The organism is Aeromonas allosaccharophila (assembly GCF_000819685.1).
Lineage (GTDB): Bacteria > Pseudomonadota > Gammaproteobacteria > Enterobacterales > Aeromonadaceae > Aeromonas > Aeromonas allosaccharophila.
In genome coordinates, this window is record NZ_CDBR01000079.1 from 23,976 (window position 1) to 46,114 (window position 22,139).

Genomic DNA, 22,139 nt, shown 5'->3' on the forward strand with positions numbered 1-22,139 from the left:
AAGCACTTTTTATGCCATTTGCAGACGTATATTGGCAGGCGTGATCTGAATGGCTGTTTTTTGGCTACTTGTTGTTGTGTCTGGCAATGGCCTGGCATACCTGCTCCACCGCATTGAGGGCTCTGGGGGTGAAGCGGTGCAGCTCATCCGAGTTGATCAAATCGAGTCGCTGATGCTGCACGGCGTCCAGATTGGGCCACTTCTGCCAGTGACGCAGGGCGTCAGGATCTTGACTCCCCGCCAGGATCAGCGAGGGGTTGGCTCTGATCACCTGTTCCATGTCCACTTGAGGGTAGGGGGTCTTGGCATTCGCCATGATGTTGATCCCCCCGCAGAGCTCGATGGCTTGAGCAGGCCAGGCATTGCCACTGACGCTGGTGAGCGGCGGATACCAAAGCTGGTAGAACACCTTGACGCCGGTTGGCTGGCCATAGCGCTGTTGCAGGTCATGCAGGCGCGCCAGATAGCGATCGGCGGCTTCGTTGGCACTCTTTTCAACCCCCAGCAATTTGCCCAGCGCCCTCATCTCGGTGGCCAGCGAGGCAAAATCGGTGGGCTCCGAGTAAAAAACCGGGATACCCAGCTGTTCTAGCGGTGCCAGCATTCGGGATTGGGCCGAGCGCCAGCCCAGGATCAGATCCGGTTTTTGTGCCAGCAGCGCCTCGACATTGATGCTGCGATAATTGGCCACCTTGGGCTTGGTTTTCACTTCGGCGGGATAGTCGGAGGCATCATCGATGGCCACCAGCGTGTCACCGGCACCGATGTCATAAAGCAGCTCGGTAAGATGGGGGACCACGCTCACCACCCGGCTCGGAGTGGCAGCCAGCAGCGCACCGGGCAACCAGGCCAGCAGTATGCAGGGCAGCCAGCTTGGCAATTGCAACCATCTAACCATGAAGTAACCCCGCCACCGTGACAAGCAGCGCCAGCATCAACCAGCCCCAGCCCATTGCTTGCAGAATGTTGAGGACCTTGCGCGGTGACTCGCTATCGGGGTCATTACCGCTGCCAAGTACCGGCCAGCGTTGCAAGGTTCCCTGATAGTAGCGAGGACCACCAAGGCAGATCCGGCACTTGTCAGCCAGTAGTGTCAACAGCATCCCGATAGCGGGATAGGGCCAGATCGCACCACTTCGCAGCAGTTGAGCGGCCTGCTTGAGGCGTGGTAGCAGGAGCGGCAGCCCCAGCAGTAGAATAGTGGGGGCATTGAGCCCCTGATAGAGGGCGCTGGCGGCCCGGCCAAAATAGCTAAATGCGGGATCTTTCATGCTCCAGCCCTGGCTCATCAACTGGGTCAGCCGCCAGAGCAAGGCGCCTTGTACTCCCGCGAGGGCGTACCCCAGCAGCGGGCCAGCCCATTGGCCCACCAGACGCAGGGCGCCGCTCTCCGTCACCGCTTTGGCAATGCCCATGGCAGAAAGTTTGCCGGTTTCACGTTTGAGCCAGGGCGTCGCCTGCAATCTCGCTAGCGGTAGGGTTTCCTGCGTGGCGAGCGAGTGGGTGGCATGGGCGAGTTCGCGCAGCGGACGGGATTCGATTATCAAGAGCAGGAACAGCAGGTCAAACAGCGGCTCGCTCAGGGCCAGATTGCGCAACGACCAGAGCCCGGCAGCGCAGGGAACCCAGACCACCAGCATTGCCAGCATGCCCGCTTGCAGTTGCTGGCGTGGCGCACCATCAGCTCTGTGCACCTTGTGACCGAGTCGGGTCAGCAGGGGTGTGACAGCCGAGAGTCGCAGATGGGATGGCCACGGGATCACCGCCTCCAGCAAGGCCGCCCCCACCAGAATGGCCGCAGTCGTCGAGAGGAGGGCGTCGGCCATCAGTTCGAGCGAGCCGATTTCGATCACAGCTTGCCGAGCATCTTGATGATCACTTCGGCAGAGTGCTTGCCTGCTACTTCGATAAAGGCATCGAAGGATTCAACCTGTTCCTTGCCGGCGATATCGGACATGGCGCGTACCACCAGATAGGGCACCTTGAACATGTGGCATACTTGGCCGATGGCGGCACCTTCCATCTCGACCGCCAGCATCTGCGGGAAGTCGGCGCGGGCCTTGGCGATGGCGTCGGGTTTGCACATGAACTGATCGCCGGTGCAGATAAGGCCGACCTTGGTCTGGTGCTTGCCCTGCTCGGCGATGCAATCCTGAGCGACCGCGATGAGTTTCTCATCGCAGGGGAAGGAAGCCGGCTGCTGCGCCATCTGGCCCATCTCGTAACCAAAGGCGGTCACGTCCACATCGTGGAAACGCATCTCGCTGGCGATCACCACATCACCGATGTGCAGATCCTGAGCAAAGCCGCCCGCAGAGCCGGTATTGATGACGCAGTCGGGGGAAAACTTTTCCAGCAGCAGGCTGGTGGCCACGCTGGCGGCGACCTTACCGATGCCGGAACGGGTCAGGATCACCTCTTTGCCTGCTAGCTCACCTTGATAGAACTCGCAGCCGCCCAGTTGCAGGGTGGTGGGGTTGCTCATCTGGCTGCGCAGCAGGGCCACTTCTTGCTCCATGGCGCCGATAATACCTACTTTCATTGCTGACCTCGTCTTGATAGCCGTGTGGCTGAATTTAAGTTGCTGTAGATCATAACAAAAGATGGCGTCGGCGCCGAGAGGCACAAGCGAAAGGAGAAATGAAGCGCGGCGCTCCATATGGGAGCGCCGCAGGTGACAAAAAGCATTGATGAGGAGGGGAGAGGGCCTTTAGCCGAGCGCGGTGTCTAGCGTCATCATCAGGGCAAAACCCGCCATCAGGCCGAGGGTGGCATAGGTCTGGTGACCGTTGCGATGAGTTTCCGGGATCACCTCGTGGGAGACCACGAACAACATGGCACCAGCGGCGAGCCCAAGCCCTATCGGGTAGGCAATGGCAAGACCGCTTGAGAGCCCCACCCCGAGCAGGGCGCCCAGAGGTTCCAGCAGGCCGCTGGCAATGGCAACCAGCACGGCCACCGAGGGGCGAAAACCGGCGGCGCACATGGCCAGTGCCACTGCAAGTCCTTCCGGAATATCCTGCAGCGCGATGGCGGTGGTGAGCGGCAGCCCGACCGACATATCCCCCTGGGAGAAGCTTACCCCGATGGCCATCCCCTCCGGCAGGTTGTGCAGGGCGATGGCAAAGACGAACAGCCAGACCCGGGAGCACTGCTCATGGCCAGGACCGCAGGGGCCGGTTTTGTCATGCTCGTGCGGGGTGAACTGATCCAGCCCCAGCATCAACAGCACCCCGAGGGTCATGCCGACTACAACCACGGCGGCGGCACTAAAGCCGTTGCCGGTGATCCCCTCGGCGGCTTCCAGCCCCGGCAACAGTAGCGAGAAGGCACTGGCGGCCAGCATCATGCCAGCGGCAAAGCCCAACATGGTGTCCTCACCCTTTTGCGGCACAGAGCGCAGGAACAGGGCGGGCAGGGCGCCGATGGCGGTGGCGGCAAACCCTGCGGCGCCACCGTTCAGGCCGTAGCGCACGCCGCTGGTCACCTCGCCGGTCGCCAGCATGATCAGGCTCTGCAGCAACAGGAGCAGCACCGCGACCAGCGCGATAAAGAGGCCGAGAGCGGTGAGCGGGCGACTTTGCATCTGGCTGCGCAGTTGCTGTGACCAGGATAACGGGGGGAGGGCTGAAAGATGGTCCATGACATGACCTCGGGGTGTGCAAAGTGGATGGTGACATTACATCGACTCGGCCACCCCTTGTCCATGTCTGCAAGACGATTGCCGCTATCGGAAAAGCGAGGGAGACGTTTATCCAGGCAATATGGGTAGCTTAATCAGCAGCCAAAGGCAGGCGGTGAAAGGGAGTGTCGGAAATGGTTGAAGTGGGTGTTGAGTGGCAAATGGGGATGCATCGTCATGCTTTTAAACAGAGGGCGAATGTCGGGACCTGGAGTGCGGACGTCAGAGATAAAAAAACCGGCTTGCGCCGGTTTTTTTGTATTGGTGAATGCTGGAAGCTGGCTTATTTGGCCAGAGACTCCGGCAGCTCTTCACGGATCTTGCCGAGCATCTCTTTCAGTACGCGCGGGTTGGCAACCACGATGTTGCCGGAGTTTTCGTAGTTGTGACCACCGACGAAGTCGGTGACGATGGCACCGGCTTCTTTGGCCAGCAGCTCACCGGCAGCGGTATCCCACGGCTTCAGGCCAATTTCCCAGAAACCGTCGACGCGACCGGCGGCCACATAGGCCAGATCCAGCGCGGCAGAACCGGAACGACGGATGTCGGCACATTCGATGAACATGCTCTGGAACATCTTCAGATACGGCTCGATGTGATGCTTTTGCTTATAGGGGAAACCGGTCGCCAGCACGGTGCCAGCCAGCTCTTTGGCTTTGCCGACACGGATGCGATAGCCGTTCAGCTGGGCGCCGTTACCACGGGTAGCAGTGAACAGTTCGTCACGGATGGGATCATAAACAACGGCTTGTTCGGTTTTGCCTTTCACGCGCAGTGCGACGGAAACGGCAAAGTGCGGAATGCCTTTGACAAGGTTGGTCGTGCCATCCAGTGGGTCAATGATCCATTGGTAGTCCGGATTGGTACCGGCAATCTCACCAGACTCTTCAGCAACAATGCTGTGTTCCGGGTAAGATTTTTTGATGGTGTGAATGATGGCCGCTTCGGCTTCACGGTCAACGTTGGTCACGAAGTCATTGCTGCCTTTTTGGATAGCCTCAATGTTCTCGGGCTGGGAGAAGGCTTTTACTACAACTTGACCGGCGTTGCGCGCAGCGCGCACGGCGATATTCAGCATCGGATGCATAGGTTCACCACTGGATGTTAAAGAACGGGGGATAAAAGGACGCGGTATGATACCAGTATTTTGTGCGATGGCAACTGTTATCCCCCTACGACCAATTGATTAGCACTGCCAGATTTGACGGCTCCAATATAGACCAGATCTGCGCTAGTCTTATCCCAGCAGCCTGATACCGGCTGTCATGAGCATAGGGATATGAGCCATGAATTTGTCATTAGTGAGTCAGAACGTGTCAGCGACCAGTGAAGGTCTATTGGCCATTTTGCGGTCATCACCGGAGTATGGTGATCACTTTGCCCACATCGCCGTGACCCCCCTTGCCCAGTGGCAAGCGGCCAAGACGGAGGCGGCGATCTTGCTGATCGACGGGGATGCCCCCTGGCAGGATGCCGGATTTGCCCGCGCAGAGGACGAGACTATCGGCTTGCCGGTCTTGCCGCTGCTGATCCGAAAGGGGGACAAGGAGTTGACGGTCTGCGGGCCGGATGTGCGGGACCCCCGTTTCTATTTTGTCTCAAACGGCATCGTACTGGATGAGTCGGAGCTGGCCGAGCCTGCCTGCAGCCGGGTGTTGCTGAGCAAGCTGGAGTCCTACTTCCCGCTGCTTTCCCGCCTGATCATGCTGCGCCAGCGCAAGCCGGTCGCCATGCTCAACTAGTCACGCCTGTTTTTTGATTACACAAACAACGCACCGCAGGCCAGATCGGCTCGCGGTGCGTTGCTTTTTAATGGCTCGTTGTCGGTGACTTGTTGCAAGATTAGGCGGCAACGGTTTGGTCTTGCCATCGAGCCGAGCTATCTATACCGACCCCTACTATTTCGAGTCGTACTATTCCGATTCGTACTATCCGGCTATGACCAACAAGGAGTGAATCATGATCGACTTTTACACCGCCGCGACCCCCAATGGTTTCAAGGTGGCAATCGCCCTCGAAGAGCTGGGGTTGCCCTATCGGGTCATTCCCCTCGATTTGTCGGCGCTGGATCAAAAAAGCCTGAGTTTCTCGCCATCAACCCCAATGGCCGCATTCCAGCCATTGTTGACCGGGATAACGACGATTTCGCCGTGTTCGAGTCGGGGGCCATCCTCATCTATCTGGCGGAGAAAGCGGGCAAGTTGCTGCCCGCCGATCCCAAACGCCGCTCTCAGGCCATCCAGTGGCTGATGTTCCAGATGGGCGGGGTCGGGCCCATGATGGGGCAGGCCAACGTCTTCTATCGCTACTTTCCGGAGAAGATCCCCGCCGCCATCGAGCGTTATCAGAAGGAGGGGCGTCGCCTGTTCGAGGTGCTCGACAGCCATCTGGCCCACCACGAATATCTGGCGGATGAGTACAGCATCGCCGACATTGCCACCTGGCCCTGGGTGCGCATTTATGACTGGAGCGGCATCTCTATCGAGGGATTGCCCCATCTGCAAGCCTGGATGGCCCGCATGGCAGAGAAGCCTGCCTGCCAGAAGGGGATCACCATACCGCCGCGCAAGGAGCAGCCCGATGAGCTGATCAAGCAGGCGCAGCAGATGGTAACGCGTTGATTTTTAACTGCCGACGGGGCGCCACGCCCCGTAATATTAGAAAAACTAGGGCAAGCTGATTATAAAGATTGGTTCGTTTTTTGTGAGCTGAGTCACTATGATGCCCCCATACCACCAAGCGTCCTGTGCGGTGGTCTGGCGGGCTCCCCGCCTATTGTTTCCAACACTGTTTTTGATTGCATCACAGCATCTGTGATCGGATTCCTCTGGGCTATTTTGTGCCAGAGGGGCGGCAGCATTTTTTCGATTTTTTGGGACTGATATGGATCGGCACAGTTTTTATCCGTTGTTTTTATTGACCATTCTGATGGTCGCTGTGGGCCAGATGACCCAGACCCTTTATGTTCCCTCCATTCCGATGATGGCGGGGGATTTCAATGTGGCCTCGGGCCAGCTGCAGGCGGTGATGGCCTGTTACCTGATCCCCTATGGCCTCTCCCAGTTTGTGTACGGGCCGCTGTCTGATCGTATCGGCCGTCGCCCGGTGCTGATCGTCGGCATGATGGTGTTTCTGGTGGGCACCCTGACCATCCAGCTCATCCCGCACTTCACCGCCTTGCTGGTGGGCAGCTTTATTCAAGGGCTGGGGACCGGTGCCGGTGGTGCCATGAGCCGTACCGTGATGCGCGATCGCTACAACGGCGCCGAGCTCAACCGCGCCAACAGTCTGGTGAGTATGGGGGTGATCTTCTCCCCGCTGCTGGCGCCGGTGCTGGGTGGCTGGTTGACCGAGCTGTTCAACTGGCGCGCCGGTTACTGGTTCCTGTTCGGCTTTGGCGCCGTGGCGACCCTGGCCATTCTGGCCTGGTTTGGCGAGACCTTGCCCGTTGCAGCCCGTCAGCCGCTGCGCGTCGGTGCTGCCTATCGCCACGTGCTCGGTAACCCGCGCTTTCAGGGCAACCTGCTCTGCCTGATGGCGACTTTTGCCGGTTTGGCGGTGTTTGAAGCAGCGGCCGGTGTATTGCTCGGTGATGTGCTGCAACTGAGCGCCCGCACCGTGAGCGTGCTGTTCGTGCTGCCGTTGCCCGGCTATCTGTTCGGTGCCTGGCTCTCTGCCAAGCTGAGCTTTCGCCTGAGCCAGGGCAAGCTGATGCGTCTGGGTATCGCCTTTCTGGCGCTGGGATCGCTGATCATTCTGGTGCCGGGGCTGTTCGGGGTGGTGAGTGCCGCCTCGCTGGTTGGGGGTGCTGCCGTCTACTTCATCGGTAGTGGCATTCTCTACCCGACCGCTACTTCCTGTGCCATCGAGCCCTTCCCGGGTCAGGCCGGCACAGCTGGTGCCATTCTCGGCGGGATGCAGAATCTGGGGGCCGGTATCGTGACTCTGCTGGCCGCCGGTTTCCCGATGACCGGTCAGGTGACCCTGGGGGCCATCATGACCCTGATGGTGCTGATCGTGGCGTTGAGCTTTGTCTGGTTGCGCCACCACGGTTCCCCCCACGAGCAGATGGCCATCTGATCAGCCGTTCTTTTTGCGACTGAAGCAAGCCCACCCTCAGCGGTGGGCTTTGTTTTATCCGAAGAACGGGCAGGGAGATCGCATTCGCTTGATGTGGTGATCGCGGCAGTGTCATCGCAGGATGTTGAACGGGTAGAAAAGAAAAAGCCCGTCACGCAGGTGACGGGCTTTTACTGTTGGTACCCCGAGATGCCGTTGCCGGTTTGGGCCCTTGAACCGTAGGTTCAAGGCGGGAATCGAATCTGACCGCAGGCTTCTCGGTCGTGCCGAGCATGCGCAATAGCCAGAAGGCCGATCCCCTGTTGGGTATGATTATCGGCTCGGGGACTTGAACCGGCTGACAAACATCCCAGGGAATTTTAAAACGGTTTGCGATTAGGGCTGTTGCCCCTCTTCGCTGGAATCACCATATTGTCCGTGCTCGATCAGGGCCGCTTCGATGGTGCGCTGCAGCATCTTGATCCGCTTGTCCATAGTCTCAGAGTATTGGTGGTTCTTCTCTTTTTCAAGGCAGAGCTCATGACAGAAATTGAGCGCCGCCATGATAGCCAATTGCTCGTTGCTGGAGACTTTGGAACGTTGACGCAGGTCGATCAACTTGTCGGTCAGCTGCTCGGCGGCCTGGCGCAGGGCATCCTGCTGTCCCAAGGGACAGGATACCTTGTAGGGACGTCCCAAAATGACGATTTCTACGGCCTCTGTGCTCATGCCTTCCTCAATACGGCGGAGCTGATTTCCGCCTTTATCCACGTGGACAACTGGGCGGGACTATATAGCGCAGATGCATAAGTTTCAAGGCCTTGCTGGCTCTGCAAGAGGGAGAATGCTAGGATCCTGACTATTAATTCTGCAAATTTGACTGAACTTTGAGCGGATCCTCGATGAGCAAAACGAACCCCCTTAAATATGCGGCAGTGGCCGACATCATGGAACAACATGAGCTGATGGCCAGCGCAGTAGAGGCCCATGGTGTGATCTGCGGTCTGGTGTGTGGCGGCGTGGCACTGGACGACAAGAGTTGGCTGCCCCATTTCAACGATCTGGTGAACGACGGTTTCGGCCTGCCGGCCCCGGTGCGCCAGGTGATGACCGATCTTTATCACAATGTGGTCGAGAGCCTGATGGCCCAGAAGGGCGTCGAGCTGTTGCTGCCAAGCGATGACGCTCCCCTCGACGAGCGCATCGATTCACTGGTGGACTGGTCGCAGGCATTTCTGGCCGGTTTCGGCGTGGTGCAGCAGGAGCTTTCCCGCGCATCGGAAGAGCTGCAGGAGATGATCCAGGATATTGCCAGCATCACTCAGGTCTCTGCCGAGTTTGATCAGGAAGATGACGAGAACGAAGCCTCCTTCCTGGTGCTCTACGAACACGTCAAACTGGGGGTCATGATGGCCTTCGAAGAGTTTGGTAAGCGCCCCGATACCCCGAGCGCGCCGCCGACCCTTCATTGAGATGCGGGTCAACGCGGCCCTTACTGAATCTGCAAGAGCGCCTGATGGCGCTCTTTTTTATTCCCTTGTGGTGGCTAACCCTGTGAGGCGCAACCGGTTTTTTGCCGCTGACCTCGCATTCGGCCAGCGGCTTTGTGATAGCATGAGGCCACCTTTTTCACTTCTTCCTCTCTGCTTATGTCTCAATCTGATGTGCGACAGGTCGATGTCACCCTGGTCGGCGGTGGAATGAGCGGTGCCGTGCTGGCCCTTTCGCTGGCAGCCCTGCTTCGATCCGATGGCTCCCCCCTCGAGATCCTGCTGCTGGAGGCAAGCGTCCCCGAACAGCACACCCATTCAGGGTTCGACGCCCGCGCCATTGCGCTCTCGGCCGGTACCTGTGATGCGCTGTTGCGGCGCGGACTCTGGCCGCTGTTTGCCCCCCATTGCTCCCCCATTACCCAGATTCATGTCTCGGATCAGGGCCACTTCGGCCAGGCTCGCCTGTCGGCCACTGAATACGGTTTGCCCGCGCTGGGCCAGGTGATCGAGCTTGCAGCTGCCGGTCATGAGCTGCAACGGGCGATGGCGGCCTCTCCCAATATCCGGGTCTGCTGTCCGGCCCGGGTGAGCGAGATTGCGCCCGATGAGGAGAAGGTGACCCTCACTCTCGAGAGCGGTGAACAGATTGAGACCCGCCTGCTGGTGGCCGCAGACGGCGGTAACTCCTTTGTGCGTCAGCACTTCAAGTTGCCGGTGACCCGTCACGACTTTGAGCAGCACGCCATCATCGCCACCGTCAAAACGGCGCAAGACCCTGCAGGACGCGCCTTCGAGCGCTTTACCGAAGGGGGCCCGCTGGCCCTGTTGCCGATGCAGGAGGGGCTCTCCTCGCTGGTATGGAGCGTCGGGCAGCATGAGGTGGATGAGCTGATGGCGCTAGATGAGGCGGCGTTTCTTGCCCGTCTGCAGCAGGCCTTTGGCTGGCGGCTCGGTCGCTTCGAGCGATGCGGCGTGCGTAACGTCTATCCACTCATTCTGACCGCCTGCGACTACCCGCTGGCCCAGCGTACCGTGCTGGTGGGCAATGCCGCCCACGCCCTGCACCCGATTGCCGGACAGGGCTTTAACCTCGGGATGCGGGATCTGGATCTGCTTACCGGCGCCGTAGCCAAGGCGTTGGCAGAGGGGGAGGATATCGGCAGCTTCAAGGTGCTGAACGGCTACTGGAAGCAGCGCCAGCGCGATCAGGCGCAGACCGTCTGGCTTACCTCCTCGCTGGCCCAGTTCTTCTCCAATGGTCACGATCCGCTGGTGGCAGGGCGCAATCTGGCGCTCACCCTGATGGGGCGGCTCCCGTGCCTCAAGGCACCGCTTGCCTCGCGCACCCTGGGCTTTGTCGCCGATGTGTGCGGCAACTAGCCAGCGCATGTTGAGCGGAACATGTCGACCGGAAGATGGTGACCGCCATTCGTTGATCAAAACCTATTGAATAAAGAGGCGATGCCTGCGGGCGTCCCCTCGCTGGCCAGCCGGTCAGCCCTGAAAGGATGAGATGATGCAGATGCAAAATGTGGATGTGGTGATTGTCGGTGGCGGCATGGTGGGGCTGGGGCTCGCTGCGGCCCTTAAACATAGCGCCCTCAAGGTGCTGGTGGTGGAGGGGCAACTGCCCGACCCGCAGCTGGGGGAGGTGGCTGACAACCGGGTCAGCGCCCTGAGCCTGGCCAGCCAGCAGATCCTGCGCCATGTCGGCGCCTGGGATGGCATTGCAGCGCGCCGCCTGCAGGCCTACGACAAGATGGCGGTGTGGGAGCAAGACAGTTTCGGCCATATCGACTTCGATGCCGCTAGCCTGCGTCAGGCCAACCTCGGCCATATCGTTGAGAATCGGGTGATCCAGCTGGCATTGCTTGATGCCATTGAAGGTGCCAGCAATATCCAGCTGCAGACCCCCGCCAGAGCGAAGAGCCTGCAGAGCGGCCCGGCGGGTGCCTTGCTGCTCCTTGAAGATGGTCAGGCCATCTCGGCCAAACTGGTGGTGGCTGCCGATGGCGCCCACTCCTGGGTGCGCCGTCAGGCCGATATTCCGCTTACCAGCTGGGATTACGGTCACCACGCCCTGGTGGCGACGGTGCGCTGCGCCGAACCCCATGAAGCTGTTGCTCGCCAGATCTTCACCCCGGATGGCCCGCTCGCCTTTTTGCCGCTGTGGCAGGAGAACCTCTGCTCCATCGTCTGGTCGCTGCCCGCTGCTCGCGCCGAGGCGCTCTGTGCTTGCGATGACGAGCAGTTCAATCGCCAGCTCACCGCTGCCTTCGATGCCCGGCTCGGTCTGTGCAAGGTGGAAGGGCCGCGTAGCGCCATTCCGCTCACCGCCCGCTATGCCCGCGACTTTGCCCGTGAGCGGCTGGTGCTGGTGGGGGATGCTGCCCACACCATCCACCCGCTGGCGGGGCAGGGGGTCAACCTCGGCCTGCTGGATGCCGCCGCGCTGGCGGAGCAGATCTTGCAGAATCATGCCGCGGGCGAGGATATCGGCCTGCTCGCCAACCTGCGCAGCTACGAGCGCTGGCGCAAGAGCGAAGCGGCTCGCATGCTGGCGGCAATGGAAGGGATCAAGCGGCTGTTCAGCGGTGCCAACCCGCTCAAGAAGCTGGTGCGAGGCGTCGGATTGCGCGCGGCGAATTTGCTGACGCCGTTCAAGGAGGGAGTGATCCGGGCAGCCATGGGGCTGGAGGGCGAGCTACCCGCATTGGCCCGTCCTGACTGGGCTGTTGCGGCGACCAAGGGCAGTGCCATGCAGGCCAAGGGTGAAAAAAACTAATATTACTCGCCGTTTTTGACAACAAAAGTAATCCGACAAGGCTGATGACCCGTTTTGGGTGTCAGCCTTTAATTTTGCTCTGGAGCGAAACGTTTTTCTGCAAATTGTGACGAAACGGTAAAAATCAAAATTTAATCTCGCCTGAGTCGGCTTATGGCTGTTTTTATCACTGCATTTATCTTAGTGTCTGGAGTCAGTTTTACGGGAGGGGATTAGTTTTTTTTGAGCGGCACGCTCGCCTGCTTGTCATATAATCCGCTCCGTTCAAGGAATCCCTCTTGCCTGGCAAGGGCAGGAGCGAGCACACACTTTTGGATCCGGTCGCTATTTGCTGCGCACAGTGCAGTCAGAGCGGTGGCGCGGGTCGCAAGGGTGGTCGCCAAAGCGAAAAGGCTTTTTGCTAAGGAAAGAATGCGATGATCCAGACTACTGTACTGCATCCCAAACACCTGGAAGCCGGCGCCAAGATGGTGGACTTCCACGGTTGGGAAATGCCTATCAACTACGGCTCCCAGCTGGAAGAGCACCACGCGGTGCGCAGCGATGCCGGTATGTTCGATGTCTCCCACATGACCATCGTCGATTTGACCGGCGAACGGGTTAAAGCCTTTCTGCAACACCTGCTGGCCAACGACGTGGCCAAACTCACTGCCCCCGGCAAGGCCCTCTACAGTGGCATGCTCAATCCGGAAGGCGGCGTGATCGATGACCTCATCACCTATTACCTGACCGATACCTTCTACCGGCTGGTGGTCAACTCCGCTACCCGTGAGAAAGATCTGGCCTGGATCCGCCATCACGCCATCGATTTCGATGTCACAGTGACCGAGCGTCCCGAGCTTGCGATGATTGCGGTGCAGGGCCCCAACGCCAAGGTCAAGGCTACTGCTGTGCTGAGTGCCGCCCAGCGCACCGCCGTGGTAGGGATGAAACCTTTCTTCGGCGTGCAGGCTGGCGATCTCTTTATCGCCACTACCGGCTACACCGGCGAGGATGGTTATGAAATCGTGGTGCCGCAAGAGAAAGCCTGCGAGCTGTGGCAGGCACTGCTGGATAACGGCGTCGCCCCGTGCGGCCTCGGTGCCCGCGATACCCTGCGCCTCGAAGCAGGGATGAACCTCTACGGTCAGGATATGGACGAGTCAATCTCTCCGCTCGCCGCCAACATGGCCTGGACCATCGCCTGGGAGCCGAGCGATCGCCACTTCATCGGCCGCGACGTGCTGGAAGCACAGAGAGCGGCGGGCAACCAGCCCAAGCTGGTGGGTCTGGTGATGGAAGAGAAAGGGGTGCTGCGTGCCGGTATGCCGGTCACCTTCACCGCGGCAAACGGTGAGAAGCGGGAAGGTGTGATCACCTCCGGCTCTTTCTCCCCCACCCTCGGCTACAGTATTGCCTTGGCGCGGGTGCCCCGTGATATCGGTGAACTGGCCGAGGTGGAGATCCGCAAGAAGCTGGTCACCGTGAAGGTCACCAAGCCCGCTTTCGTCCGTAACGGCCAGAAGCTGGTTTAATACCGTCTTGGGGGAGGACTGTGCCTCCCCCATCGCTTTTCATATTCGTTTTTAAACGCGACTCAAAGATCAAAGGAAGCACAAATGAGCCATATCCCGAGCGAACTGAAATATGCCACTTCCCACGAGTGGATCCGTGTTGAAGCCAACGGCGAGGCCGTGGTCGGTATCACCGAGCACGCCCAGGAGCTGCTGGGTGACATGGTGTTTGTCGAGCTGCCGGAAGTGGGCAAGCAGGTCAGTGCCGGTGACGACTGCGCCGTGGCCGAGTCGGTCAAGGCGGCCTCCGACATCTACAGCCCGGTGAGCGGCGAGATCATCGCCGTCAACGAAGAGCTGGAAGGGAGCCCCGAGCTGGTCAACTCCGACCCCTACGGCGCTGGCTGGCTGTTCCGCATCAAGCTCGATGACGAGAGCGAGCTTGCCAACCTGCTGGATGCCGAAGGCTACCAGAACGTGGTGGACGAAGAGTAATACCCCGGGCCCTGCACCAACGTGCGGGGCCCTTTTGTATGGCTGCCGACGGAGTCGACAGCAGGGTGAAGTCACTCGTATCCGGCGTGTTGGGGGTTAGCTAGCGTTCGGTTTACAGGGTGATCCCCGGGGTGCCAGCGAGCATCCAGTGCCGTGCTCTCTTGGCTGCGGCATAGCGAACATGAGTGGAGTCGGTATCAGCCGACCATCAGGAACATCAGGTCTTGGTTATCAGGATGTCATGCCAGGACTTATTTACTAGGAAATAGGGAAATGACCCAGTCACTGTTTGAACTCGAACAAAAACACGATTTTGTCCGCCGCCATATCGGCCCGGGCGAGGAAGAGCTGCGCCAGCTGCTGGCGACCGTCGGGGCCGAGAGTCTGGACGATCTGATTGCCCAGACCGTGCCCGCCGCCATTCGCCTGCCGGGCCCGCTCGGCATCGGTGCCGGCATGACCGAAGTGGAGGCGCTGGCCAAGCTCAGGGGCTATGCCGCCCAGAACAAGATTGCCAAGAGCTATATCGGCATGGGTTATCACGATACCCATGTGCCCCACGTCATTTTGCGCAACGTGCTGGAAAACCCGGGCTGGTATACCGCCTACACCCCGTACCAGCCCGAGCTGGCGCAGGGCCGTCTCGAAGCCCTGCTCAACTTCCAGCAGCTGACGCTGGATCTGACCGGCATGGATCTGGCAAGCGCCTCCCTGCTGGATGAAGCGACCGCCGCCGCCGAGGCGATGGCGCTGGCCAAGCGGATGGCCAAGTCCAAATCCAATCTCTTCTTCGTGGCCGATGACGTGCACCCGCAGGTGATCGACGTGGTCAAGGAGCGCGCGGTTCACTTCGGTTTCGACGTGGCGGTTGGCGCCGCGAGCGATGCGGTGAGCGAAGAGGTGTTCGGTGCCCTGTTCCAGTACCCCACCACCACAGGTGAGGTGAGAGATCTGCGCGCCCTGATTGCTGCCGTACAGGCCCAGAAAGGGCTGGCCTGCGTCAGCGCCGACTTGCTCTCCCTGCTGCTGCTCAAATCCCCGGGTGAGCTGGGTGCCGACGTGGTGCTGGGCTCCGCCCAGCGCTTTGGTGTGCCCATGGGCTACGGTGGCCCCCACGCCGCCTTCTTCGCCACCCGCGATGCCTACAAGCGCTCCATGCCGGGCCGCATCATAGGCGTTTCCAAAGATGCCCGCGGCAAGGCCGCGCTGCGTATGGCGATGCAGACCCGCGAGCAGCATATTCGCCGCGAGAAGGCCAACTCCAACATCTGTACCGCCCAGGTGCTGCTGGCCAACATGGCGAGCTTCTACGCCGTTTACCACGGCCCGGTGGGGCTGAAAACCATCGCCTCCCGCGTGCACCGTCTCACCACCATTCTGGCATTCGGCCTCAAGGCCAAGGGTGTCGCCCTCAAGCACGCCAGCTGGTTCGATACCCTGACCGTGCTGACGGCAGATAAAGCGGCACTCATTGCCAAGGCTGAAGCCAATGGCATCAACCTGCGTGCGGATCTGGACGGCGCTGTAGGTGTGTCGCTCTCTGAAACCACCACCCGCGGCGATGTGGCCGAACTGTTTGATCTGTTCCTCGGTCAAAGCCATGGACTGGATATCGAGGCCCTCGACAAGGCGGCTCAGGCCCATCATGCCATCCCGCAGGATCTGCTGCGCACCGACGCCGTGCTGACCCACGAGGTGTTCAACAAGTACCATTCCGAAACCGAGATGTTGCGCTACATTCACCGTCTCGAAGCCAAAGATCTGGCGCTCAACTACGCCATGATTTCGCTCGGCTCCTGCACCATGAAGCTCAACGCCACCGCCGAGATGATCCCGGTCACCTGGCCCGAGTTTGGCAAGCTGCACCCGTTCGCTCCGCTGGCCCAGGCCAAGGGCTATCTGCTGCTGCTGGCCGACCTCGAAAACTGGCTGGTGAAAGTGACCGGTTACGATGCGGTCTGCATGCAGCCCAACTCCGGTGCGCAGGGCGAGTACGCGGGCCTCTTGGCCATCAAGAAGTACCACGAGTCCCGCGGCGAGGGGCATCGCGACATCTGCCTCATTCCGGCTTCTGCCCACGGCACCAACCCGGCCTCTGCCCAGATGGCGGGGCTCAAGGTGATCGTCACCGCCTGTGACAAATCCGGCAACGTGGATCTCGACGACCTGCGTGCCAAGGCCGCCGAGGCGGGGGAGAAGCTTAGCTGTCTGATGGTGACCTACCCCTCCACCCACGGGGTGTATGAGGAGACCATCAAGGAGGTGTGCGACATCGTTCACCAGCACGGTGGTCAGGTCTACCTCGACGGCGCCAACATGAACGCGCAAGTTGGGCTGACGGCGCCGGGCTTTATCGGGGCGGACGTCTCTCACCTCAACCTGCACAAGACCTTCGCCATTCCTCATGGCGGTGGCGGCCCGGGCATGGGCCCCATCGGCGTGAAGAAACATCTGGCCCCCTTCGTGGCCGGTCACGCCGTGGTCAAGACCGACAAGGAGAGCCGCAACAACGGCGCCGTGTCGGCCGCACCGTTCGGCTCGGCCAGCATCCTGCCCATCAGCTGGATGTATATCGCCATGCTGGGTGACGAGGGGCTGAAGAAATCCACTCAGGTGGCGATCCTCAACGCCAACTACCTGGCCAAGAAGCTGGGGGACTCCTTCCCGGTGCTCTATTCCGGGCGCAACGGTCGGGTGGCCCACGAGTGCATTCTGGATATCCGTCCGCTCAAGGAGGCTTCCGGCATCAGCGAGATGGACGTGGCCAAACGGTTGATGGATTACGGCTTCCACGCGCCGACCATGAGCTTCCCGGTAGCGGGCACCCTGATGGTCGAGCCGACGGAATCCGAATCCAAGCGCGAGCTGGATCGCTTCGTCGAGGCGATGACCGCCATCCGCGCCGAGATTGCCAAGGTGCAGGAGGGGCAGTGGAGCCTGACCGACAACCCGCTGGCCAACGCGCCCCATACCCAGGATGACGTGATGGACGAGCAGTGGGCTCGTGGCTACAGCCGCGCCGAGGCGGTCTTCCCGTCCGACGCAGTACGTGCAGCCAAGCTCTGGCCGTCAGTGAATCGCATCGACGACGTCTACGGCGATCGCAACCTGTTCTGTGCCTGTATCCCGACCGAGGATTACGCCAAGTAAGTGGCGTGCTGATCACGACCATTTAAGTTGGATACCGTGACATTGAAGTTGGAAACCGACCATTTAAGTTGGAAACTAAAAGGCCCTGCAATAGCAGGGCCTTTTTTATGCTTGGTTTGATAAAACGTAATTAAATTACAAATTAAGAATTTATTAGACCGTCGTTAGTAGATCAGTAGCATTCATATATCAAGGGCGCGGTATACTTTATACAAAAGTTTGCGTTATTACTCAAATTTCCCTATCGGGCTAAGCACCGGCATGGTGCCAAAGGATAATCTGGGTACCGAAGGAGGGCCAACGATAGGCACATGAAGGGGTAAAGCAACTCACCAACACATAATGGTAACAACATCAGCCATTCACAACACTAAGTATGCGATGTTCCGTCGTGGGCATTGCACCTAAACATTGAGCTAACGCAAGCATAGCTTAGATAATCTAAAAAATCCTAACTTGAAAATTCACTTCGATACCTCATTTTTGGTATAGTTGAAGAGTTCTTTGTTTTCCTCATATGTATTTCCTGAGTGTAATCATGATCGTAATTATCGACCCTTTTTTCAGTAAAGATGCCATATTGCGAACTTGTTACGGGTTTGCAGGTAATTTTAATTTCGAAATTCAAATGAAAAGTGGAATGTATTTCATTACTGTTGCGGCATTGGATACCACTCCGATAGCCAGCGACTTTGAGGCTGAATTTAAAAATGCGCTGATTGACCACGAGTTGCGGGTAGTGATTGAGGAAAAAACGAAGGTAGTGAAAGAGGCGTTGGTGTGTGCTGCGCTGCGTGAAGCATGGAGCGAACCGGTTGATGCGAAATAAATTTAAGAATAAAGCCTATTTTGCTGACAAAGATAAAGACTATACACTGTTTCCTTTTAACTTTGAACGCTTGAGTCAAGATGAAGTACTCATCGTCAATGCAGTTGGTGAATTTTCATTTATTCAGGATCGAGAATTGCAAGAATTGGTGGCTGGCGAACTGCCAACTGACACTGAGTTATATCAAGAGTTAAAACGAAAGAGTTTCTTGGCAGGTTCTGAGGATTCGTATGCACTGCGCTGTTTATCAGCCAAATACAGGCAGCGCAAATCTTTCCTCAGTGGCGGGCCGGGACTGCATATCTTTGTGATCACATTGCGTTGTGGAAATTCTTGCGAGTATTGTCAGGCGAGCCGCAAATCAGTGACATCGTCACAGCACGACATGTCACAAGAGACGGCCAGAAATGCGGTAGATCGGGTGTTCGAATCACCCAACCAGCGCATCACCATTGAGTTTCAGGGAGGTGAGCCTTTGCTCGCCTTCGATTTAATTAAATTTATCGTGGACTACGCTCACGAAAAAAACAGTGTGCATGGCAAGAGCCTCGTGTTTGTCATTGCCACTAGCCTGCAATACATTACCGATGAGATGCTGGATTTTATCAAGCTCCACAGTATTCAGATCTCAACGTCGCTGGATGGCCCAGAAGCGCTACACAACAAAAATCGGCCATCCTCATGTGGTAATAGCTATCAAAGTACCCTTGCGGGTATTCGAAAGGTGAGAGAGGCCATTGGCGATGAGGCCATCGCCGCCATGACCACCATCACCAAAGACAGTCTACCTTTTCACCAGGAGATCGTAGATGAGTATGTGAAGCATGGCTTCCATTCGATATTCTTGCGGCCGCTCAACATGTATGGCTTTGCCGTCAAAAGGGAAAGCAAGGTCAGCTATACCTCTGCCGAGTATTTCGCGTTTTATCAAAAGAGCCTGCAATACATCATCGATATCAATAAAGCAGGCTACTACCTAGATGAAGTCACGGCGTCCTTGGCACTGAACAACATGCTGACCGGACGTGCGGTGGGCTATGTGGATCTGCGCTCGCCCTGTGGCGATGGCACCGGGGTGCTGGTCTATCACTACAACAGCTATGTATACCCGTCCGATGAAGCCCGAATGCTCTATGACATGGGCGATAACAAATTCTGTTTGGGCTCAGTAGAGGCGCCCTATGTGGAGCTGATTTCGTCGGATGTGATGGGTGAGATATTGATGAGCGGGGTGGCCGAATCCCTTCCGGCTTGCGCCTATTGCGCCTATTTACCCTACTGTGGTGCCAACCCCATCCAGAACTATTCCCGTACTGGCGACTTGGGTGGACACAGGGCTAAGAATGACTTCTGCAATAAGCAGAAACCGTTGTATCGCCACTTGTTCAGCCTCCTTGAAGAGAACAAGGATGTATTCACTTCATGGGTCACAAGGGGTAAGTGAGCGATGAGCTTCAAACTGAAATTAAGAGCGGTCATTCATTATCCCTCTACAACTCGCCGCCCGTTGCGGGTAACGACAGTTGATAGCTACATCGCCACAGGAAGATCACCGGACGAGTTATGCCTGATCTACCCCGACGGGCAATATAGAGGCGAAGCCCTGCTTTCCATCAAGTGGGGGGCTATTGTCATTTATGACCATGCAACCCCGCTTTTTGACGGTCAAATCATTCACGTCACCGAGGAAGGTGAGCGCCTTGACGATGGCGACATCATTGTGACGTTAACGGATGCCGTGTATATCGCCTACAAGCAGCGCAGTGACTCCAACTCACTGTTCTTGACAGAGCGGTGCGATAACTTCTGCATCATGTGCTCGCAGCCGCCGAAAAATGTGGATGACGCGTGGCGGGTGAATGATGCACTGGACATCATTGATTTGTTGGACGATGAGCCGCGCACTTTGGGGATCAGCGGCGGTGAACCGACGACGTTAGGGGCGGATTTTTTGAAAATTCTGACCCATTGCCACCAGAAATTGCCGCAAACCCAGCTTCATATTTTGACCAATGGAAAAAACCTGAGTAATAGGGAGCTGATCGATGAGATTCAGCAGATTGGGCATGAGCGGGTGCTATGGGGTGTCCCATTGTATGGGGCAATGGCCCGCGATCACGATTACCATGTGCAGTCTCGCGGGGCATTCAATCAGACCATCAACGGCCTCTATCACCTAAAAACGATTGAACAGTCCATCGAACTGCGGATCGTCTTGACGAAAGATGTACTCAGAAATATCGAAGCGCTGTGTGAGTTTATTGTCAGAAATTTATCGTTTGTCTCTTTTGTTGCCCTTATGGGGATCGAATTTACGGGCTTTGCCAAGCAAAATTACGCTACGGTGTACTCTCCCATTGCTGAGCATTTGCCCGCGTTAAGCTCTGCCATGAATACCCTGAAAATGAATAATGTGCAGTACTGCCTTTACAATATTCCGCATTGTCACTTGCCGCTGAGTTTGCGCGATTTTGCCGCGCAAAGTATTTCCGACTGGAAAAATGGATTCCCGCAAGGTTGTGACGATTGTGCTTCGAAGGCAGTCTGCTGTGGCTTCTTTGCGTCGAACCTTGATCACAAGTCGGGTGTTTTAACTAAATCATTATGTAGTGTTGATGATGACTCTTATATTGGAGTAATAAATTTGTTATGAAAAAACTAATGTCCACGTTGCAGCGTTGGGGTGTACTGGGTCTGGGTGTGCTAAGTGGGCATGGGGTCACGGCTAGCGAAGCGCATCTCTCCGATGACGCCTTCAATCAGTTGAACTTAGACAACTTGCCCAACATGGAAGCCTCGTTGAACATGGATGTGAACAACCTCTATGCAGGCCACCGTTCACATCGCTCGCACAGTTCACATCGCTCGCACTCCAGTCATCGTTCTCACTACTCAGGCTACGGCACCTCGACCTATTCGGCCCCTGTCGCTGTGCCTTCGCGAGCATATGGCAGCAGTGTAAACAGCCTTAACCAAAGCTTGCAGGCCCCTCTCGAAGTCACTTCACCAGCCAGACGGCTGACAGCCAATGATAGCGCCATGATGGATCTGGTCATGCGGGTGCAATTAGCACTGTTCACCAAAGGCTATGATGTAGGTATTATCGATGGCAAGATTGGCCCGAAAACCCGCGCCCAGATAAAACGCTATCAGAGTGATAACAGGTTAAGTAGTACGGGAACACTGACGACCTCCTTACTCACAAGTTTGGGTATTCAAATTCAGTGAGTCATCCGGGCATTCTTAACTTAATTTAAAAAGGATTACAGATGAAAAAAATAACAATCACTCTAGCTTTCTTTGCTGCAATAATGTCTTCTAATATTTATGCATGGGAAGGTGTTGACAATGATTCTGGGAGTGACATTGAGATTGAAAGCGGTAATTTAGTAAGAGCTGGGGAGGAAATTGAATATTATGACCATGATTATGGAGAGTATCGTTCAGCGGATGTTGAGAGCGTAGAGTCTAGTGGTAGTGGTGCAGAGGTAGAAGTATATGATCATGAATCAGGTGAATATCGGACATTTGAAATGGAATGACTTCGCAGTTTCACTTGGGTAATACCTCTAATCGGTTGAGCACCGTGCCCTGACCAGCTAAGGAGGGTGCGAATAAGTGTCCTCTACAATAAAATTGAAATTTTTAGTCCTTAAAATTCAACTTGTTATAAAGGCATGGCATTGTGTTTGGTGGCTTATTCGCATCATCCCCCTGTGGGGGCGCTGTTCCCCCCATGGCCGGATCACGCTTAACCCACACCTCGTCAAAGCGTCTCGCGAGTGTATCGATTACGTCATCCTGCACGAGCTCTGCTACATTGCCGAGCACAACCACAGCGAGTCGTTTCGGCTGATGAGCCAAGTGATGCCAGGCTGGGAAAAGACAAAAGAGCGATTGGATGGGATGGCGGCTCGATTGTTGGCGTGAGTTATCTGATCGTCAGTCACTCCCACAGCCCGGCAGGTTACCCTTGCCGGGCTGTTTCTTTGGTACTGATGCCTTCTACTGATCCTCAAAGGATCCCTCTCATGGCCGAAAAGGCCATTTTTTCTGTGCAGAACAATCGATAGCCTCAGAATCATGCTCTATATCAGTTGTCCTCTTATATCTAAATTGGAATAAAAAACTTGTACTTATTATTTATAAAAAT

General features: G+C 57.2%; 21 protein-coding genes, 1 other RNA gene and 1 pseudogene. 15 read left to right on the plus strand and 8 right to left on the minus strand.

Annotated features, from left to right (window positions below; all coding sequences use genetic code 11):
• Positions 1-64 precede the first annotated feature (64 nt).
• The 5 genes from BN1115_RS13510 to suhB form a co-directional block, all read right to left on the minus strand.
• Positions 65-898, minus strand: coding sequence for a cobalamin-binding protein (locus BN1115_RS13510; protein WP_042657561.1), 834 nt, complete (start codon positions 896-898; stop codon positions 65-67).
• Positions 891-1,853 (minus strand): cobalamin biosynthesis protein CobD/CbiB, encoded by a 963-nt coding sequence (locus tag BN1115_RS13515; RefSeq protein WP_042657562.1) that lies wholly within the window; start codon positions 1,851-1,853, stop codon positions 891-893. Before BN1115_RS13515 ends, BN1115_RS13510 begins: the two co-directional genes overlap by 8 nt.
• Positions 1,850-2,542 (minus strand): 5'-methylthioadenosine/S-adenosylhomocysteine nucleosidase, encoded by a 693-nt coding sequence (gene mtnN, locus BN1115_RS13520; RefSeq protein ID WP_042657563.1) that lies wholly within the window; start codon positions 2,540-2,542, stop codon positions 1,850-1,852. The genes BN1115_RS13515 and mtnN overlap by 4 nt, the downstream gene beginning before the upstream one ends.
• 168 nt (positions 2,543-2,710) lie before the next feature.
• Complete coding sequence (locus BN1115_RS13525) at positions 2,711-3,643, minus strand: ZIP family metal transporter (RefSeq protein ID WP_042657564.1); 933 nt, start codon at positions 3,641-3,643, stop codon at positions 2,711-2,713.
• A gap of 322 nt (positions 3,644-3,965) precedes the next feature.
• On the minus strand, positions 3,966-4,769 hold the full coding sequence (gene suhB / locus BN1115_RS13530; RefSeq protein WP_042060219.1) for an inositol-1-monophosphatase: 804 nt from the start codon (positions 4,767-4,769) through the stop codon (positions 3,966-3,968).
• Positions 4,770-4,968: 199 nt separating this feature from the next.
• Here suhB and BN1115_RS13535 point away from each other — a divergent pair, with 199 nt between their 5' ends.
• From BN1115_RS13535 to emrD, 3 genes and pseudogenes are all read left to right on the plus strand, one after another.
• A complete protein-coding gene (locus BN1115_RS13535; RefSeq protein ID WP_042657565.1) occupies positions 4,969-5,424 on the plus strand; it encodes a hypothetical protein in 456 nt (151 codons plus the stop codon).
• 217 nt (positions 5,425-5,641) lie between these two features.
• Positions 5,642-6,303 (plus strand): annotated as a pseudogene (locus BN1115_RS13540) (glutathione S-transferase family protein).
• Positions 6,304-6,565: 262 nt separating this feature from the next.
• Complete coding sequence (gene emrD / locus BN1115_RS13545; protein WP_042657566.1) at positions 6,566-7,762, plus strand: multidrug efflux MFS transporter EmrD; 1,197 nt, start codon at positions 6,566-6,568, stop codon at positions 7,760-7,762.
• Positions 7,763-7,939: 177 nt separating this feature from the next.
• Here emrD and ssrS read toward each other — a convergent pair.
• A non-coding RNA gene (gene ssrS / locus BN1115_RS21745) (6S RNA) lies at positions 7,940-8,121 on the minus strand.
• Positions 8,122-8,137: 16 nt separating this feature from the next.
• The gene (gene zapA / locus BN1115_RS13550; RefSeq protein ID WP_005333910.1) at positions 8,138-8,470 is read right to left on the minus strand and encodes a cell division protein ZapA; all 333 of its coding nucleotides are present in this window, start codon (positions 8,468-8,470) and stop codon (positions 8,138-8,140) included.
• Positions 8,471-8,643: 173 nt separating this feature from the next.
• On the opposite strand from zapA, the gene BN1115_RS13555 reads away from it, so the two are divergent.
• The 3 genes from BN1115_RS13555 (at position 8,644) to BN1115_RS13565 (ending at position 12,019) form a co-directional block, all read left to right on the plus strand.
• A complete protein-coding gene (locus BN1115_RS13555; protein ID WP_005333908.1) occupies positions 8,644-9,213 on the plus strand; it encodes a UPF0149 family protein in 570 nt (189 codons plus the stop codon).
• Positions 9,214-9,390: 177 nt separating this feature from the next.
• Positions 9,391-10,614 carry a 2-octaprenyl-6-methoxyphenyl hydroxylase gene (gene ubiH, locus BN1115_RS13560; protein ID WP_042657567.1) on the plus strand — a complete coding sequence of 408 codons (1,224 nt, stop codon included), beginning with the start codon at positions 9,391-9,393 and terminating at the stop codon, positions 10,612-10,614.
• A 136-nt stretch (positions 10,615-10,750) separates the two neighbouring features.
• Positions 10,751-12,019, plus strand: a complete 1,269-nt coding sequence (locus BN1115_RS13565; protein ID WP_042657568.1) for an FAD-dependent 2-octaprenylphenol hydroxylase — start codon at positions 10,751-10,753, stop codon at positions 12,017-12,019.
• A 212-nt stretch (positions 12,020-12,231) separates the two neighbouring features.
• Here BN1115_RS13565 and BN1115_RS13570 read toward each other — a convergent pair whose 3' ends face one another.
• Positions 12,232-12,459, minus strand: a complete 228-nt coding sequence (locus BN1115_RS13570) for a hypothetical protein (RefSeq protein WP_042657569.1) — start codon at positions 12,457-12,459, stop codon at positions 12,232-12,234.
• Here BN1115_RS13570 and gcvT point away from each other — a divergent pair.
• From gcvT to BN1115_RS13615, 9 genes are all read left to right on the plus strand, one after another.
• Positions 12,436-13,533 (plus strand): glycine cleavage system aminomethyltransferase GcvT, encoded by a 1,098-nt coding sequence (gene gcvT, locus BN1115_RS13575; protein ID WP_042657570.1) that lies wholly within the window; start codon positions 12,436-12,438, stop codon positions 13,531-13,533. The genes BN1115_RS13570 and gcvT overlap by 24 nt on opposite strands.
• 84 nt (positions 13,534-13,617) lie before the next feature.
• Positions 13,618-14,007, plus strand: a complete 390-nt coding sequence (gene gcvH / locus BN1115_RS13580) for a glycine cleavage system protein GcvH (RefSeq protein ID WP_042657571.1) — start codon at positions 13,618-13,620, stop codon at positions 14,005-14,007.
• 273 nt (positions 14,008-14,280) lie between these two features.
• The gene (gene gcvP, locus BN1115_RS13585; RefSeq protein ID WP_042657572.1) at positions 14,281-17,157 is read left to right on the plus strand and encodes an aminomethyl-transferring glycine dehydrogenase; all 2,877 of its coding nucleotides are present in this window, start codon (positions 14,281-14,283) and stop codon (positions 17,155-17,157) included.
• 538 nt (positions 17,158-17,695) lie between these two features.
• Positions 17,696-17,986 carry a His-Xaa-Ser system protein HxsD gene (hxsD, locus tag BN1115_RS13590; protein WP_157868080.1) on the plus strand — a complete coding sequence of 97 codons (291 nt, stop codon included), beginning with the start codon at positions 17,696-17,698 and terminating at the stop codon, positions 17,984-17,986.
• Complete coding sequence (gene hxsB, locus BN1115_RS13595; RefSeq protein WP_011899284.1) at positions 17,976-19,430, plus strand: His-Xaa-Ser system radical SAM maturase HxsB; 1,455 nt, start codon at positions 17,976-17,978, stop codon at positions 19,428-19,430. Before hxsD ends, hxsB begins: the two co-directional genes overlap by 11 nt.
• 3 nt (positions 19,431-19,433) lie before the next feature.
• Positions 19,434-20,639: a His-Xaa-Ser system radical SAM maturase HxsC gene (gene hxsC / locus BN1115_RS13600; protein ID WP_011899283.1), complete on the plus strand. Its 1,206-nt coding sequence runs from the start codon at positions 19,434-19,436 to the stop codon at positions 20,637-20,639.
• Positions 20,636-21,214, plus strand: a complete 579-nt coding sequence (hxsA, locus tag BN1115_RS21750; RefSeq protein WP_011899282.1) for a His-Xaa-Ser repeat protein HxsA — start codon at positions 20,636-20,638, stop codon at positions 21,212-21,214. The genes hxsC and hxsA overlap by 4 nt, the downstream gene beginning before the upstream one ends.
• A gap of 41 nt (positions 21,215-21,255) precedes the next feature.
• Positions 21,256-21,528 carry a DUF5334 family protein gene (locus BN1115_RS13610; protein WP_042657574.1) on the plus strand — a complete coding sequence of 91 codons (273 nt, stop codon included), beginning with the start codon at positions 21,256-21,258 and terminating at the stop codon, positions 21,526-21,528.
• A gap of 76 nt (positions 21,529-21,604) precedes the next feature.
• The gene (locus tag BN1115_RS13615; RefSeq protein ID WP_011899280.1) at positions 21,605-21,916 is read left to right on the plus strand and encodes a M48 metallopeptidase family protein; all 312 of its coding nucleotides are present in this window, start codon (positions 21,605-21,607) and stop codon (positions 21,914-21,916) included.
• Positions 21,917-22,139 lie beyond the last annotated feature (223 nt).

Coding starts and splice junctions, on each gene's coding strand:
- BN1115_RS13510 (WP_042657561.1), bottom strand. CDS start 898: ATGGTTAGATGGTTGCAATTGCCAAGCTGGCTGCCCTGCATACTGCTG.
- mtnN (WP_042657563.1), bottom strand. CDS start 2,542: ATGAAAGTAGGTATTATCGGCGCCATGGAGCAAGAAGTGGCCCTGCTG.
- BN1115_RS13525 (WP_042657564.1), bottom strand. CDS start 3,643: ATGGACCATCTTTCAGCCCTCCCCCCGTTATCCTGGTCACAGCAACTG.
- suhB (WP_042060219.1), bottom strand. CDS start 4,769: ATGCATCCGATGCTGAATATCGCCGTGCGCGCTGCGCGCAACGCCGGT.
- BN1115_RS13535 (WP_042657565.1), top strand. CDS start 4,969: ATGAATTTGTCATTAGTGAGTCAGAACGTGTCAGCGACCAGTGAAGGT.
- emrD (WP_042657566.1), top strand. CDS start 6,566: ATGGATCGGCACAGTTTTTATCCGTTGTTTTTATTGACCATTCTGATG.
- zapA (WP_005333910.1), bottom strand. CDS start 8,470: ATGAGCACAGAGGCCGTAGAAATCGTCATTTTGGGACGTCCCTACAAG.
- BN1115_RS13555 (WP_005333908.1), top strand. CDS start 8,644: ATGAGCAAAACGAACCCCCTTAAATATGCGGCAGTGGCCGACATCATG.
- ubiH (WP_042657567.1), top strand. CDS start 9,391: ATGTCTCAATCTGATGTGCGACAGGTCGATGTCACCCTGGTCGGCGGT.
- BN1115_RS13565 (WP_042657568.1), top strand. CDS start 10,751: ATGCAGATGCAAAATGTGGATGTGGTGATTGTCGGTGGCGGCATGGTG.
- gcvT (WP_042657570.1), top strand. CDS start 12,436: ATGATCCAGACTACTGTACTGCATCCCAAACACCTGGAAGCCGGCGCC.
- BN1115_RS13570 (WP_042657569.1), bottom strand. CDS start 12,459: ATGCAGTACAGTAGTCTGGATCATCGCATTCTTTCCTTAGCAAAAAGC.
- gcvH (WP_042657571.1), top strand. CDS start 13,618: ATGAGCCATATCCCGAGCGAACTGAAATATGCCACTTCCCACGAGTGG.
- gcvP (WP_042657572.1), top strand. CDS start 14,281: ATGACCCAGTCACTGTTTGAACTCGAACAAAAACACGATTTTGTCCGC.
- hxsD (WP_157868080.1), top strand. CDS start 17,696: ATGATCGTAATTATCGACCCTTTTTTCAGTAAAGATGCCATATTGCGA.
- hxsB (WP_011899284.1), top strand. CDS start 17,976: ATGCGAAATAAATTTAAGAATAAAGCCTATTTTGCTGACAAAGATAAA.
- hxsC (WP_011899283.1), top strand. CDS start 19,434: ATGAGCTTCAAACTGAAATTAAGAGCGGTCATTCATTATCCCTCTACA.
- hxsA (WP_011899282.1), top strand. CDS start 20,636: ATGAAAAAACTAATGTCCACGTTGCAGCGTTGGGGTGTACTGGGTCTG.
- BN1115_RS13610 (WP_042657574.1), top strand. CDS start 21,256: ATGAAAAAAATAACAATCACTCTAGCTTTCTTTGCTGCAATAATGTCT.